General features: G+C 62.4%; 11 protein-coding genes. 8 read left to right on the plus strand and 3 right to left on the minus strand.

The genetic code is table 11. The features are described from left to right. Positions 1–27: 27 nt before the first annotated feature. The 3 genes from ISP18_RS19580 to putA all read right to left on the minus strand — a co-directional run bounded on the left by ISP18_RS19580 (position 28) and on the right by putA (position 5,374). Complete coding sequence (locus ISP18_RS19580) at positions 28–1,107, minus strand: AraC family transcriptional regulator (RefSeq protein ID WP_380011373.1); 1,080 nt, start codon at positions 1,105–1,107, stop codon at positions 28–30. A gap of 99 nt (positions 1,108–1,206) precedes the next feature. Further along, entirely contained in the window at positions 1,207–1,971 is a 765-nt protein-coding gene (locus tag ISP18_RS19585) for a TlpA family protein disulfide reductase (RefSeq protein ID WP_380011375.1), read from the minus strand. Between the two features lie 214 nt (positions 1,972–2,185). Continuing rightward, positions 2,186–5,374 carry a bifunctional proline dehydrogenase/L-glutamate gamma-semialdehyde dehydrogenase PutA gene (putA, locus tag ISP18_RS19590; protein WP_380011378.1) on the minus strand — a complete coding sequence of 1,063 codons (3,189 nt, stop codon included), beginning with the start codon at positions 5,372–5,374 and terminating at the stop codon, positions 2,186–2,188. A 316-nt stretch (positions 5,375–5,690) separates the two neighbouring features. Here putA and ISP18_RS19595 point away from each other — a divergent pair, with 316 nt between their 5' ends. The 8 genes from ISP18_RS19595 to ISP18_RS19630 all read left to right on the plus strand — a co-directional run bounded on the left by ISP18_RS19595 (position 5,691) and on the right by ISP18_RS19630 (position 15,203). Next, the gene (locus ISP18_RS19595) at positions 5,691–6,131 is read left to right on the plus strand and encodes a DUF2244 domain-containing protein (RefSeq protein WP_380011941.1); all 441 of its coding nucleotides are present in this window, start codon (positions 5,691–5,693) and stop codon (positions 6,129–6,131) included. A 19-nt stretch (positions 6,132–6,150) separates the two neighbouring features. After that, entirely contained in the window at positions 6,151–7,116 is a 966-nt protein-coding gene (coxB, locus tag ISP18_RS19600; RefSeq protein WP_380011381.1) for a cytochrome c oxidase subunit II, read from the plus strand. Positions 7,117–7,175: 59 nt separating this feature from the next. Continuing rightward, positions 7,176–8,801, plus strand: coding sequence for a cytochrome c oxidase subunit I (gene ctaD / locus ISP18_RS19605; protein WP_380011384.1), 1,626 nt, complete (start codon positions 7,176–7,178; stop codon positions 8,799–8,801). Positions 8,802–8,805: 4 nt separating this feature from the next. Next, entirely contained in the window at positions 8,806–8,991 is a 186-nt protein-coding gene (locus ISP18_RS19610) for a hypothetical protein (protein ID WP_380011387.1), read from the plus strand. A 42-nt stretch (positions 8,992–9,033) separates the two neighbouring features. Continuing rightward, on the plus strand, positions 9,034–9,921 hold the full coding sequence (locus ISP18_RS19615; protein ID WP_380011390.1) for a cytochrome c oxidase subunit 3: 888 nt from the start codon (positions 9,034–9,036) through the stop codon (positions 9,919–9,921). Between the two features lie 268 nt (positions 9,922–10,189). Continuing rightward, positions 10,190–13,150: a response regulator gene (locus tag ISP18_RS19620; RefSeq protein ID WP_380011393.1), complete on the plus strand. Its 2,961-nt coding sequence runs from the start codon at positions 10,190–10,192 to the stop codon at positions 13,148–13,150. Then, entirely contained in the window at positions 13,147–13,536 is a 390-nt protein-coding gene (locus tag ISP18_RS19625; RefSeq protein ID WP_380011396.1) for a response regulator, read from the plus strand. Before ISP18_RS19620 ends, ISP18_RS19625 begins: the two co-directional genes overlap by 4 nt. Next, entirely contained in the window at positions 13,533–15,203 is a 1,671-nt protein-coding gene (locus ISP18_RS19630; RefSeq protein ID WP_380011399.1) for an EAL domain-containing protein, read from the plus strand. The genes ISP18_RS19625 and ISP18_RS19630 overlap by 4 nt, the downstream gene beginning before the upstream one ends. Positions 15,204–15,247: the final 44 nt, after the last annotated feature.

A 15,247-nucleotide genomic window follows, 5' to 3' on the forward strand; every position in this document is an offset into this window, starting at 1 on the left:
TGCTGCGCGATAAGGATCGCGCAACGATCAGGGCAAGCTCCGCCGCGCCAGTTGCGGCGGCATGCCTGTCCAACGCTTGAACGCACGCCGGAATTCACGCGGATCGCTGAAGCCCAGTTCGATGCCGATTTCCGCCACGCTCAATTGGTCCGCGTGCAGCAATTCCAGCGCACGTTCTGCGCGCACGCGGTCGTGGATTTCGCGAAAGATGCGTCCGCTCTCGGCGAGTTTGCGGCGCAGCGAGCGTTCGCTAAGGTGGAGGGTGCGGGCGACTTCGGTGAGTTTGGGATGTTCGCGCAGGCGACTGCGCAAAAGGCGCTCCACGGAACCGACGATTTCATCGGCGTGGCTGGTGCCGCGCAGTTGCTGGTGGCATAGCGCGAGCGCCTGCCGCGAGGTGAGCGGGTTGTAGCCGGGCAGTGGGTGCGTGAGCCAGTTGATGTCGACCACGATGCGATTGTGTTGGGCGCCAAAGCGCACGTCGCACTGGAACGTGGCGATGTACTCGGCCGCGTAGACGGGTGCCGGATAGGTGAATTCCATGCGCACGGGCGTGATCCTGGAGCCGACCAGTTCGCGCGCGATCGCCAGGCAACTGGCGAACAGTTCTTCGCACAAGAACGGCAGCAGTTCGATTTCGCCGAAGCGCGGCCACGCCTGCACGGAGACGTGGTGCGCGTCGACCGCGGCGAAATCCACATCGAGCAGACTGCCGCAGATTTTGTGGTTCTCGATGCCCACGTTCATGGCTTCGCCGAAATTGCGCGAGGTCATCATGGCCAGGCCAAGCAGGCCGAAACTGCCGATGGATTCGTTGCGACCGATCAGCAGGCCCAGCGCCGGGTAACGCATCGCCCGCAGTGCGCGCGTAATGACCATGCGGGCCTGCCGGTAGGAAACGCGCAAGCTCGGATCGTTGATCTGCTGGCGCGTGATCCCTAAACCGGCGAACCAGGCGTCGCTGGAAATGCCTTGGCGTGCAGCGAATTCGGTGAGATGGACCAGTACGTTGGGCGGGATGTCGGCGGCTTGCGCGCGCGGATCGGGTTCGATCGACGGCGGCGCCATGCGCCGTGTGTCGCGTAGTTCGAATGCCACCTGTGACATGCCGATCTTTCCCCCGTGCCAACCCCGACGGCGCAGGAGACTGTTCTAGCACGGGTGGCGCCGGCGTGGTTAGCGCGGCGCACAAGTCGGGCTGTGGCGTTAGCGTTGAGTGGATCTTTCGTGCAGCGGTTGTGCGCTGCTGGACGACGCGCGTTTCCATTGCTCAATCCAGCCGCCGAGGTCTGCCAGGCGCTGAGCAGGGTTATCCTGCATCGACATACCCACCGCGGATCCGGCCACGCGACCGGAAGGGTCGATCAGCATCAGGGTGGGAAAGATGCCGACGCCGAGCGTGTCGGTCACTGCTTGGCCGTCGTACAGCACGTTCCAGACCAGGCCACGTTCCTTCACGAACTGGCGTGCGCTGGCGGCATCCTCATAGGTAATGGCGACGAAGTTCATGTCGCCGTGCTCGCGTGCATAGGCGTTGAGCGTGGGCACTTCGGCGATGCAAGGCGCGCATTCGGCGAAGAAGAAACTGACCAGCGTGTAGCGACCGTGGAAATCGCCCAGTCGTTGCATGCCGCCTTGCAGGGATGGCAATTCGAACGGAGGAAAGGCGTCGCCACGACCGAAGGCGAAGCGTCCCGGCTCGCCGGCGTGCGCGCCGGGTGGGCGCAGCCGCAGCACAGCCATGCCTGCACGGCTGTCGCGAGTGAAGCTGTAGTGGCGGCGGCCGGCGCTCAATTGCTGCGCGAAGGCGGTGTAGTCGAGCGGCTTGCCGTTGGCATCCAGGTAGCGGACCTGAGGTGTGGTGCCTAGATGCAAAGAGGCGACGAAGTGTTGTTCGTCTTGGCTGGGATTGGCGGCGTGGGCTGCGGTTGCCAGCCATAGCAGTAAGATGAGGATCGATATTCGTCGCATCACGCACGCCTGTCGACGGTTGTTACTGGCGGGCCTTTCGCCAGGATAACCTCATGGCCGTCATTCCCGCGAAAGCGGGAATCCATTTGCTCTGATGCAAAAGCGAAGATGGATTGACCAGCTTTCGCTGTTGAAAAGCGCCTCCGCTTTCGCGGGAATGACGGCCATTGAGGATTACGCAACCCTCTCCCGGAAAAGAGAGGGGAAGTGCGCATTACTCGCCAATCGTCAGCAGCGAAGCGTTGCCGCCAGCCGCCGTGGTGTTGATGGTGAGCGTGCGCTCGCCTGCAAAACGGAGCAGATAATGCGGGCCGCCTGCCTTCGGACCGGTGCCGGAGAGGCTTTCGCCGCCGAACGGCTGCACGCCGACCACCGCGCCGATCTGGTTACGATTGACATAGCAGTTGCCGACGCGCGCGTGGCTGCGGATGTATTCCACGGTGTCATCGATACGGCTGTGCACGCCAAGTGTGAGGCCGTATCCGGTGTTGTTGATCGCGTCGACCACCTGCGGCAACTCGCTGCCTTTCCAGCGAATCACGTGCAACACGGGGCCGAAGATTTCGCGCTTGAGTACGTCGAGCGAGGGAATCTCGTAGGCGCGCGGGGCGAAGAAGGTGCCGTGCGAGGTCATCGCTGGATCGAGCTTGGCGTCGGCGATCTTCTTGGCTCCCTTGTCCATGCGCGAGGCATGGTCGATGAGGATTTTCAACGCATCCTCGTCGATCACCGGGCCCACGTCGGTGGAAAGCTGACCCGGGTCGCCCACTTTCAGCTCGGCCATGGCGCCGGCGAGCATGCTGATGACTTTGTCGGCGATGTCTTCCTGTACGAACAGCACGCGCGCAGCGGAACAGCGCTGGCCGGCGGATTGGAAGGCAGAGGCGATCACGTCTTTAACGATCTGCTCGGGCAACGCAGAGGAGTCGGCAATCATCGCGTTCTGGCCGCCGGTTTCGGCGATCAGCGCGGCGATCGGCGCATTGCGTGCGGCGAGTGCGCGATTGATCGCCCAGGCCGTTTCAGTCGAGCCGGTGAAGGCCACGCCAGCCACGCGCGGATCCTTGGTGAGCGCCGCGCCCACCACCGCGCCGTCGCCCGGTAGGTACTGCAAGACTTCTGCCGGCACGCCAGCTTCATGCAGCAGCTTCACTGCGGTGTAGCCGATCAGGCTGGTCTGCTCGGCGGGCTTGGCGATCACGCTGTTGCCAGCGGCCAGAGCGGCGGAGATCTGGCCTAGGAAGATCGCCAGCGGAAAATTCCAGGGGCTGATGCACACGAACACGCCGCGGCCATTCAAATAAAGCTGATTGCTCTCGCCGGTCGGGCCAGGCAACTGCTCTGGGTGGCCGAACAGACGGCGCGCCATGGTGGCGTAATAGCGCAGGAAGTCGGCGGCCTCGCGGATTTCAGCGATCGAGTCGGGCAGGCTCTTGCCTGCTTCGTGCACGCACAGCGCGATGAACTCGCCGCGACGCGCTTCGAGCTGCTCGGCGGCGTGCTCCAGGATCGCGGCGCGGCTAGCAGCGGGCAGACGATCCCAACTCGGCTGCGCGGCCACGGCGTTGGCTAGCGCCTTGTCGACCAGCGCGGCATCAGCGCTCACGTAGCTGCCCACTGCCTGGCGGCGATCGGCCGGGTTGGTCACCTGCACGGTGGGGCCTTTGCTTTCGCCGCCCGGCACCAGCGGACTGGCGGTCCACGGACCGGACTTCGCGTTGACTGCCTCAGCGAGGGCCTTCAGTTCGTTGTCGTTGGAGAAGTTGACGCCCATGGAATTCTTCCTGGATACAAAATTTGAATTCTGCGCAGGGGCAGGATTCTCACCGAAGAGATTGACCGGCAGGGGAATGCGCGGATGCGGAATGGAAGCGAAGCGGCGCACCGTTTCGCAGGGATCGGCCACGAGATCGCGCACCGGCAGCGTTTCATCCACCACGCGATTGACGAAGCTGGTGTTGGCGCCGTTTTCCAGCAAGCGGCGTACCAGGTACGGCAGCAGGTCTTCGTGGGTGCCCACCGGGGCGTACACGCGACAAGGTACGTTGAGGTTCTGCTTGCCGATCACTTCGGCGTACAGATCCGTACCCATACCGTGCAGGCGTTGGAATTCGAACGGACGCCCGCGCGCAATGTGATGCACGGCGGCGATCGAGTGCGCATTGTGCGTAGCAAATTGCGGATAGATCAGCTCGCTGCCCGCGTCGAACAACTTGTGCGCGCAGGCGAGATACGACACATCGGTATTCGGCTTGCGCGTATACAGCGGATAGCCTGAAAGGCCCAATTCTTGCGCGCGCTTGATCTCCGCATCCCAGTACGCGCCCTTCACCAGTCGCACGTACCAGCGGCGGCCGCTGGCGCGCGCGGTTTCGATCAACCAGTCGATCACGAACGGTGTGCGCTTGGAGTACGCCTGCACCACGATGCCCAGGCCATTCCAGCCGGCGAGCGAGGGATGCGCGAACACGTCGCCGATGATGTCCAGCGACAATTCCAGGCGATCGGCTTCTTCCGCATCCACCGACAAGGCGATGCCTTGCTGCATCGCCAGCTGCGACAGTTCCAGCAGCTTGGCGGTGAGGTCGCGGCGTGCGCGTTCGCGGTTCGCCATTTCGTAGCGCGGATGCAGCGCGGAAAGTTTTACTGAGATCGACGGGGCATCCGTGTGATTGGCAAACGGGCCGCGCGCGCCGATGGCGGCGATGGCCTTGCGGTAATCCTGCTGATAGCGCTCGGCGGTTTCGGCGGTGAGCGCCGATTCGCCGAGCATGTCGTAGGAGTAGCGATATACCGCGTACTCGGGCTTGGCGCAGCGGTCCAGCGCTTCGTTGATGGTCTGCCCCATCACGAACTGGTGACCCATGATGCGCATGGCCTGACGCACGGCCAGGCGGATCGCCGGCTCGCCTGCGCGACCGACCAGACGACGCAATGCGCCAGTGAAATCGTGACGGGTTTCCTCGGCCAGGTTCACCAGCTTGCCGGTGAGCATCAGGCCCCAGGTGGAAGCGTTGACGAACAGTGATTCGCTCTGTCCCAGGTGCTTCTTCCAGTTCGCGTCGCCCAGTTTGTCGCGAATCAGCTTGTCGGCGGTGGCCTTGTCGGGAATACGCAGCAAGGCTTCGGCCACGCACATCAACAGCACGCCTTCCTCGCTGGAAAGATCGTACTGACGCATGAAGGATTCCACCGCGCTCTGGTCTTTGGCGCGGGCACGCACACGGCTGACCAGGTCGGCGGCCAGGTCGATCACTTTTTCGCGCTCGACGGGCGGCAGCGTGGCCTGGGCCAGCAGGTCGTTCACGGCTTCGGTTTCGTCGCGCAGCCAGTTGGCGGTGATGCGCGCGCGGGCCGGCTCGACGCTGGTCGGCAGTTCGGGAGTAAGAATGGGTTGGGTCACAATGGTGTGGCGCGTGGGGAGGGGAGGTCAGGGAACGGCAAATTGTAAGGGATAAGCGCAGGGCGTCCGCGCTGCGGCGCAACGCGATGGGCTTGCCCGATTTCGCGGTTGCTTGCCGGCGAGACAAATTGTCGCGGCTTGCTATCTTCGTCGATACGGCACTGCAAATCGCGCGCATGCGGCGAATTCGCGGCACGCCGTGCGCTGCGCCTGTCCTTGCCCGTCATCACCGCGCAGCCTATGATCGAGTACGTTCCAGGCACGCCGGACCTCCATGATCGTGCTTCGACCAGCCCTCGGCGGCCTGCCGTGCGTGATGTGGCTTCGGCCCAACCGCACACTCAGCCGGCGCGGTCTGCGTCATCTGATCCTGGTGCTGGCTGCGCTGGTGTTGATAACGGCAGGTCTGGGAGCGTGGCAGGGCGACGTATTCGCTCCGCTGTTCGCCCTGATCGAGGCTTCCGCCGTGGCCATCGCGTTGAGCGTGGCTTGGCGAGCCGGCGACCGCAGCGAGCGCATCACCCTCGACACCACGTCGCTGGAGGTGCAAACCTTGCCGGGTCGCCGCTGCACGCGTTTCCAGCCCTATTGGGTGCGCGTGCTGCTGGAATCAGGGGAGGGGCGTTACCGATTGTTGTTGTCGTCGCATGGACGCAAGCTGGAGATCGGGGTTTTCCTCACCGACGAGGAACGCACCGAGCTATGCCGGAAACTTAAGGTGTTGCTGGCTGATTTCCAATCTCAGCAATGCAGGTAGGTTCAACAAAGGTGCAAACATGACAGCTGGCGGCATTGGAAAGCACGGCATCAGGGTTGGGAAGCACTTCAAGCATGCAGTCGGGACGTTGGCGCTTGCCGCCTCCAGTCTGTTCGGCAACAGCGTTTTGGCCAATCCGCAGCCTGGGCAGTTGAACCTCACGCCCGGCGTGACGACCTATTCCGACGTTCCCTACATGCTCAACAACGTGGCGCTGGGCGTCTGCGTGGTGATCGGCATCCTGGTGTTCGGCGCGATGTTCATAGCGATGTTCCGCTTCCGCAAATCGCGCGGCGCGGTGCCGGAAAAGTGGACGCACAACACCGTCGTTGAAATCGTGTGGACTGCCGTTCCGGTAGTCATCCTGGTGAGCCTGGCGTGGCTCGCTACTGACGGCTTGCGCAAGTTCTCTGACACCACCGGCGCGCAGATGACGGTGAAGGTGACTGGCTATCAATGGAAGTGGCGCTACGACTACGTCGACTACCTCGGTAAAGCGGTCAGCCACGTCGGTTTCATGTCCAAGCTGGACGACCAGAGCAACGCCACGCGCCAGTTGAATTCCGGCCTCGATCCGTATGCGGTCAAGGTGGGCGACGAGAACACTTATCTATTGAATGTCGATCATGCGCTGGTGGTGCCGGTCGACACCAAGATCCGCTTCGTGATCACCGCCGACGACGTGATCCATTCCTGGTACATCCCTGCACTGGGTTGGAAGATGGATGCGATTCCGGGTGTGGTAAACGCGACATGGACGAACATCAAGGTGCCCGGCGTTTACCGCGGCCAGTGCGCCGAGCTGTGCGGTCAGGACCATGGCTTCATGCCGATCGTGGTGAAAGCCGTGTCGAAGGAAGACTTCGCCAAGTGGCTGGCCGATCAGCAGAAGCCGGCCACGCCCGCACCCGCGCCGGCATCCACGGCTGCGGCGCCGGCGCAGGCGACAGCGCAGATTGCACCGCTCCACGCGACGCAAGGTTGATTCACCCGGCTGCTTATGCAGTTCACGTAAACGCAATCACTCGGTAGAGGTTCAAGGTTATGGCCCAAGCAGCCGCCCACGACCACCATGATGAGCATCACGACGAACATCACGAGCACCTGAACTTCTTTCAGCGCTGGGTGATGTCTACCAATCACAAGGACATCGGCACGCTGTACCTGATTTTCTCGCTGCTGATGTTCTTCATCGGCGGCAGCTTCGCGATGGTGATCCGCGCGGAGCTGTTCAAGCCGGGCATGCAGCTGGTGCAGCCGTACTTCTTCAACGAAATGACCACCATGCATGCGCTGGTGATGATTTTCGGCGCGGTGATGCCGGCCTTCGTGGGCCTGGGCAACTGGATGATCCCGCTGATGGTCGGCGCGCCGGACATGGCACTGCCGCGCATGAACAATCTTTCGTTCTGGATCCTGCCGTTCGCCTTCACGCTGCTGCTGTCCACGCTGTTCCTTCCGGGCGGCGGTCCTGCCGGTGGCTGGACCATGTACCCGCCGCTATCGCTGCAGAGCGCTTCGCTGGCCTATGTGGTGTTCGCGGTGCACTTGATGGGTATCAGTTCGATCATGGGTGCGATCAACATCATCGCCACCATCCTCAACATGCGCGCGCCGGGCATGGATCTGCTGAAGATGCCGGTGTTCGTGTGGAGCTGGCTGATCACGGCGTTCCTGCTGATCGCGGTGATGCCGGTGCTCGCGGGTGCGGTGACCATGCTGCTCACCGACAAGTACTTCGACACGCACTTCTTCGACGCGGCCGGCGGCGGTGATCCGGTTCTGTTCCAGCACGTGTTCTGGTTCTTCGGTCATCCCGAGGTGTACATCATGATCCTGCCGGCGTTCGGGATCATCTCGGAGATCATTCCCACCTTCGCGCGCAAGCCGATCTTCGGTTACAAGGCGATGGTGTTCGCGATCGCTTCCATCGCGTTCCTGTCGTTCATCGTGTGGGCGCACCACATGTTTGCGGTGGGCTTGCCGCTGGGTGCCGAAATCTTCTTCATGTACGCGACCATGCTGATCGCGGTACCGACGGGCGTGAAGGTGTTCAACTGGGTCGCCACCATGTGGGGCGGCTCGATGACCTTCGAAACGCCGATGCTGTTCGCGGTGGCGTTCGTGATTCTGTTCACCATCGGCGGCTTCTCCGGCCTGATGCTGGCGCTGGTGCCGGCGGATTTCCAATATCACGACACCTATTTCGTGGTGGCGCACTTCCACTACGTGCTGGTGACCGGTGCGATCTTCGCGATCATCGCCGCCACGTATTACTGGATCCCGAAGTGGACCGGTCACATGTACAGCGAGTTCTGGGGCAAGGTGCACTTCTGGAACTCGGTGGTGTGGGTGAACGTGTTGTTCTTCCCGCAGCATTTCCTGGGGCTGGCCGGCATGCCGCGCCGCATTCCGGACTACAACGTGGCCTTCGCCAACTTCAACATGATCAGCTCGATTGGCGGTTTCTTGTTCGGCGCCTCGCAGCTGATTTTCCTCGGCGTGATCATCCATTGCGTGTGGTTCTCCAAGAAGAAGGCCACCGATCGCGTGTGGGAAGGCGCCAGGGGCTTGGAATGGACCGTGTCGTCACCGCCGCCGCATCACACCTTCTCGATTGCGCCGGTGATCCACGACGAAGAACTGGCGCACGGTCACGTCGAGGATTGATCGAATGAAGCTGGATCATCAGACACTCGAATCGGGACAGGCTCAACGCCTGCGTCGCGCACGGCGCACTGCGATGGTGATAGGCATCGTCGCTTTCACCGTGTTCGTGTTCTCGATCGGGCAGATGCTCTGGTTGCAGCATCATCCGCAGGCGCACCACCAGGCCGTCATCGATTCACTTATGCAGTAGAAGTAGGCGCAGGTCACCAGGAACGTTTCCGGGAACGACATCATGAGTCAGCAGCACGACATCTACTACGTACCGAGCAAGAGCCAATGGCCGATCGTGGCCGCGGTGGTCATGTTCCTCACCGTGTTCGGTGCGGCGCACTGGCTCAACGCCGAACCGGGTGAAAGCGGCTTCGGCAAGACAATGCTGCTGATCGGCTTCGTCGGCATCCTTTTGATGTTCTTCGGCTGGTTCCGCTCGGTGATTCACGAGTCGATGGCAGGCCGCTACAACAGCCAGGTGGATCGCTCGTTCCGCATGGGCATGATGTGGTTCATCTTCTCCGAGGTGATGTTCTTCGGCGCATTCTTCGGCGCGCTGTTCTACATCCGCATGTTCTCGGTGCCATGGCTGGGTGGTTATGGTCACGGCGTGCTGACACATCAGTACTTATGGAGCGATTACGCGGCTTCGTGGGGCTCGGGCGGCGGCAACGGCCCTGCGCATGTTGGCGGCGCTTTCCAGACCGTGGCGCCATGGGGACTACCGCTGCTCAATACGCTGATCCTGCTCAGTTCCAGCGTCACCGTCACCATCGCGCACCATGCGTTGAAGGCCGGCCATCGCGGCAAAGTGCTGGCTTTCCTTGGCTTCACCGTGTTGCTGGGCGCAAGCTTCCTGTTCTGCCAGGCGCACGAGTACGCCGAGGCTTATAAAGAGCTCAACCTCACGCTCGGCTCCGGTGTATACGGCTGCACCTTCTTCATGCTCACTGGCTTCCACGGCCTGCACGTGACCCTGGGCACCATCATGCTGGCGATCATCTGGCTGCGCGTGCTGGCCGGCCACTTCAGCAAGGAGCATCACTTCGGCTTCGAAGCGGTGGCCTGGTACTGGCACTTCGTGGACGTGGTGTGGCTGGGCCTGTTCATGTTCGTCTACATTCTCTAGACGACTCCGTTAATTCCACTGTCGTGAGGGGCAGGTATCACGCTTTCGTGTGATCCCTGCCGAACCCATGCCGCTCAGATAACGCCTGCCGCCAAGCGTCACGGGCTCTGCTGTCCATTCCTACACGAAACCTTCACGTTGTGAGGGTTCAAAGTGAGTCGTTCGTCTTAGGGGCAGCCGGTTCAGCCGACGAGTTCACGCTCTGATGCCATGACGCGCGCCCCGTGCAGGAAGGAAACCAAAATACACGGGAACAAGGGGCTCATGTATGAAACGACCTGCCCTGGCCGGCGGATTGGCAGGCTTCCTGGCGACTCTGGCTATCTTGCTGGTCTTGAGCCTGCTCGTGCAGGTGGCCGTCGCTGTTGTCGAACAGCGATCTACCGCCCATCACCTGGACCAGGCCAACGCAGATGCGGTCACGTTGATCGCCCGTACGCTGCGGTCGGAACTTGATACCGTCAAGGGCGATGCGCGGCTGTTCTCGGCGCTGCCGATTGTGCGCAATTTCATGTCTGCTCCTACACCATCCTTGCGCGAGGCCGTGGAGCGTCTTGCGGCAACCTTGTCGATCACCCGCGGTAATTACGCGCAAGTCCGACTAATCGATAACAGCGGCATGGAGGTGCTGCGCGTCGACGAAACAGCGCATGGCCTGCGCACCGTGCCGGTAGACGAACTGCAGAACAAAGCATCCCGCCCCTATGTGACCGCTACCGCCAAGCTGCCCGATGGTGCGGTCTATGTTTCGCCTCTCGATCTGAACATCGAGCATGGCCAGATCCAGCAGCCCCGCTTTCCCACCTTGCGTATCGGTGTGCCGCTGTTTGGCGAGGACGGCGTCCGCTTGGGGATGGTGATCATCAACCTGGACGGCAACCAGCTACTGGCGGATTTCCATGCGGACGCCAAGTTCGCGCACGGGCCGATATGGTTGGTCGATCGCGAGGGCAACTGGCTGGAAGGGCCCGATCCCAGTCGCGAATGGCGCTTCATGACGCCGAACCGCGAACAGGCGAGCGTGGCCACCGACATGCCTGCGGTATGGGCGGCGATGCGGTCAACGGCGCGTGGTGAGCAAAGCGGCAGCTTTGGTCAACTCGTGTTCGATACGATCGACATGAATCCCAGCGCAGGAGCTGCCGGACCGCAGTTGCGAATCGTGTCGTTGACCACGGCGCCGGCGTTGAAAGACATTCTGCTGAGCCGCAGCTACATGCTTTGCATGCTGATTCTGCTACCGCTGCTGGTGATATTGGCGGCGTGGCTGACGCATCTGCGCGAACGCTTCCGCGTCATGCACCACAAGATGCGCGCCAATGCGCATTTGCTGGACGAGATCTTCCAGCACTCCAATCTGGCGATGAAGGTGAAGGATGCCAGCGGCCGCATCCTGCGCATCAACGACGTTGCCGCGAAGCTGATGGGGCGCCCCGCCGAAGCAATGCTGGGCCACAGCGTCGACGAGGTCGCGACGGCGGAAACGGCGGCGCTGATACGCGAGCATGATCGCGAAGTGCTCGAGGGCAGCGGCATCACCGCCTACGAAGAGCGAGTCGATTACGTGGGCGGCTCCTACACCTTGTTCTCCACGCGCTTCCCGGTGACGGACGAACACGGTGCCATCGCCGGCATCGGCGTGGTCTCGATGGACATCACCCCGCGCATCCACATGGAGCGAGCGCTGCGGACAGCCAAGCTGGAGGCCGAATCGGCCAACCGGGCCAAGTCGATCTTCCTGGCCAACATGAGCCATGAGCTGCGCACGCCGCTCAACAGCATCATCGGTTTGAGCGAACTCACGCTTGAGCAGGCCATTGAGCGCGAGGACAACGAAGCGGCCGAATTCATGCGACGCGTGGTCAACGCAGGACGCCACTTGCTTTCGTTGATCAACGACATCCTGGATATCTCGCGCGTGGAATCCGGGCGCATCGAGTTGCATGCCGAAATCGTTCGCGTAGACAGCTTGCTTGAAAGCATCGTCACCGTCATGCAGCCGCTGGCCAAGGCCAACCGCAACAGGCTCCTATTGGAGCTAGCGCCAAACGCGCGCTTGGCGTGCGTGGACGTCGTGCGGTTGCGACAAGTGGTACTCAACCTGATCGGTAACGCCATCAAGTTCACCCGCGACGGCGAGGTGAAGGTCACGCTCGCCCGCAGCAATGACCAACTGCGGATTACCATCGCCGATACCGGCATCGGTATGACGCCCGACCAGTTGCAACGCGTATTCGACCCTTTCGAGCAAGCGGATCGTTCCATCGCGCGCCGCTTTGGCGGTTCCGGACTGGGTCTGACCATCTCGCGGCAGCTATTGGAACTGATGGGCGGGCAGATCGGGGTGACCAGCGATATTCACATCGGTACGGAGTTCACCGTGACGTTGCCGGTGGGCGACATCGATAACGCCGAACAGCGCATGGCGCAGGCTGCTGAGGGGAATGTTGCGGCCCACGGACGTCGCCCGGTGGTGTTGGTGGTCGACGACGATCCTGACGCATGCCAGCTGATCCGCAATGCGCTGGAGCGCGACGGCGTCAGCGTCATCAGCGCATCCTCGGGCGAGCAGGCTCTGGCGCTGACGCGATCCGCGCGCCCGGCCGTGATGGTGTTGGACATCCTGCTCGGCGACATGAGCGGCTGGGACGTGCTCGCCGCAGTACGCGCCGACCCCGAGCACTCGGAGCTGCCGGTCATTGTGTGCACCGTTACCGATCCCGAGCAGCGCACCGGTTTGCTTGGCGTGGTGGAGCACCTTACGAAGCCGTTCGATCGCGCGCACCTGAGCCGATTGGTGCAGCGCCTGGTGGGCAGTGCGAAGAGCAGTCAGGTGCTGGTGGTGGACGACGATGATCTCTACCGCGAGAAGCTTGCCGTTGCGCTACGTCAGGAAGGGCATTGGGTGGATGCCGCCCATGATGGCCAACGCGCGCTGGCCGCCATGCGTGAGCGCGTGCCTGACCTGGTGCTGCTGGACCTGGTCATGCCGGGCATGGATGGCCTGTCGGTGATCGAGGTGATGCGCGCCGATCCCGTGCTGGCTCCGGTGCCTATCGTGCTGGTGACGGCGGCGGATATAACGCCGGAGATGCACAGGCGACTGTGCGAACGCGCCGTGCTGCTGGTGCGCAAGGGTGAGGGCGATCTCGCCGACATCATTCATTGCGTCCATCGGCTGCTGGATCCCATGCGGGCGTCCATGGTCACGGCGGGCCAAATAACATGACCACGGTGCTCTACGTCGAAGACGATGACGACAACGCCTTCATGCTTACCCGCCGGCTGGAGCGGCACGGCATTCACATGCGGCACGTCGAAAGTGGTGAAAAGGCGCTTATCGACGCGGTATGGAAGATCCCCGACGTGGTGCTGTTGGACATCAGCCTGCCCGGCATGGATGGCCTCAGCGTGCTGCAAAAACTGCGCAGCAACCCGCTGACCCAGAGCGTGCCGGTGATCGTGCTTTCTGCCCACGTGATGGAGGATGACATCACACGGGCGCTCGAAGCCGGTGCCGACGCGTTCGTGCCCAAGCCCATCGAGTTTCCTCGCCTGCTCGAAGCGTTGGATCGTGTTATCAAGCACGACAGCCATGGAGGCGACAGCTCATGAATCAGCATGCAAGCATCCTCATTGTCGACGACGACGAGAACAGCCGCTTCATGCTGCGCAGACGGCTGCAGCAGTTGGGCTTCGAGAACGTGATCGAAGCGGGTGACGGTGAGGCGGGTCTCGCCCTGGCGCGCCGGGAATTGCCCGACATCATGCTGTTGGACGTGATGATGCCGGGTACCGATGGCATGTCGGTATTACGCGTCATGCGCGAGGATGACCGCTTGCGCGAAGTGACCGTGCTCATGGTTTCGGCCCATGACACGTTGGACATGGCTGCACGATGCATCGAACTGGGGGCCGAGGATTATCTCGGCAAGCCTGTCCTGATACCGATGCTGCGCGCGCGCATCGCCTCCGTGCTGGAACGTCGCCGCCTGCGTGCGGTCGAGCGCGCCTTCCTCACCCGTTTCGATGCGGAAACCGAACTGCCCAACCGTGCCGCGCTGCTCGAACGAACGCAGCGCGTGGCGGCTTCCGGACGGTCCCTGGCCCTGGTCGCGGTAGCTTGCAGCAATCACAACGACGTGGCGCTTGGCACGGACGAGATTCAAGCGGCTGCATACCTGCGCAAACTCGCTGCGCACCTGCAATCGCGATGGGATCGGATCGACATGGTGGCGCGCATCGCCGAAGACATGCTGGGTTGTCTGGTGCCTGACGCGCAGGCCGGTCAGCAGATCGTCCTCGACGTGAAGGAGGCACTCGACGCAACCTCCCGCGGGGCGCTGCCGATATTCGGATCGGTGCGTGCGCTTACCGCCGGTGTCGCGGTGTGGTCGTCTGCAGGAATGCCGATAGAGGTAGCCGAGCTATTGCGCCTGGCCATGAGCGAGGCGTCACTCATCGATCCGTTGGTGGACGAGCGGGTAGTGCTGGCTGACCCTGCGTTGCGCATGCGTACGCGCGCCTCGCTGGCTATCCATCAGCAACTGGAAGAGGGGCTGGAGCGCGGCGAGCTGGAGCTCTACTTCCAACCGATCTACCCCATTGCCGGTGACCTGTGCCCGGTGGGCGCCGAGGCATTGCTGCGTTGGAATCATCCCGAGCAAGGTGTGCTCGCTCCCGGGGCGTTTCTCGCTGCCGTGGAGCACACGCCCCTGATGAACCGGATCGATGCCTGGGTGACGGAACACGCCATCGACAGCCTCGTGGCCTGGGACGGTACGTTGCCCCAACATTTCAGGCTGCACGTGAACGTTACCGCGCGTAGCCTGACATCGGGACCGGTGATGGAGATTCTTTCCGCGGAGCTGCCCGAATTCGTGCGCAAGCACTTGGCGGTGGAGCTCACCGAACGCCTGCATGTCACCAACATGCCCTCTTGTGTCGCCGCGTTGCAACGCCTGCGTGAGCGCGGCATCCACGTGGCGCTGGATGACTTCGGCACGGGTTTCTCATCGCTGAGCCACGTCAGCCTGCTGCCTTGCGATACGATGAAGATTGACCGCAGCTTCGTCAGCGGCATCGACGCCGACGCGCAAATGCGCCGCCTGATCGAATCGCTGATCGGCATGGCCCGCTCGCTTGGCCTGGAGGTAATCGCCGAGGGAGTCGAGCATGATGCTGAGCTGACAGTGCTACGCGAGGTGGGTTGCCAGTACGTACAAGGTTATCTGCTGGGACGGCCGCGGCCCGAAGCGGATCTGTTGCGTCGATTGCATTGAGCCGGGCGATCGCATCCGGCCAAACGACGCGAACGTCCGACCTG

The organism is Dyella humi, from assembly GCF_044904605.1.
GTDB classification, from domain to species: Bacteria; Pseudomonadota; Gammaproteobacteria; order Xanthomonadales; family Rhodanobacteraceae; genus Dyella_B; species Dyella_B humi.

Excerpts from the sequence above, each read along its gene's own strand:
- ISP18_RS19595 (WP_380011941.1), top strand. The coding sequence starts at position 5,691 with ATGTGGCTTCGGCCCAACCGCACACTCAGCCGGCGCGGTCTGCGTCAT.
- ISP18_RS19580 (WP_380011373.1), bottom strand. The coding sequence starts at position 1,107 with ATGTCACAGGTGGCATTCGAACTACGCGACACACGGCGCATGGCGCCG.
- coxB (WP_380011381.1), top strand. The coding sequence starts at position 6,151 with ATGACAGCTGGCGGCATTGGAAAGCACGGCATCAGGGTTGGGAAGCAC.
- ISP18_RS19630 (WP_380011399.1), top strand. The coding sequence starts at position 13,533 with ATGAATCAGCATGCAAGCATCCTCATTGTCGACGACGACGAGAACAGC.
- ISP18_RS19625 (WP_380011396.1), top strand. The coding sequence starts at position 13,147 with ATGACCACGGTGCTCTACGTCGAAGACGATGACGACAACGCCTTCATG.
- ISP18_RS19615 (WP_380011390.1), top strand. The coding sequence starts at position 9,034 with ATGAGTCAGCAGCACGACATCTACTACGTACCGAGCAAGAGCCAATGG.
- ISP18_RS19585 (WP_380011375.1), bottom strand. The coding sequence starts at position 1,971 with ATGCGACGAATATCGATCCTCATCTTACTGCTATGGCTGGCAACCGCA.
- ISP18_RS19610 (WP_380011387.1), top strand. The coding sequence starts at position 8,806 with ATGAAGCTGGATCATCAGACACTCGAATCGGGACAGGCTCAACGCCTG.
- ISP18_RS19620 (WP_380011393.1), top strand. The coding sequence starts at position 10,190 with ATGAAACGACCTGCCCTGGCCGGCGGATTGGCAGGCTTCCTGGCGACT.
- ctaD (WP_380011384.1), top strand. The coding sequence starts at position 7,176 with ATGGCCCAAGCAGCCGCCCACGACCACCATGATGAGCATCACGACGAA.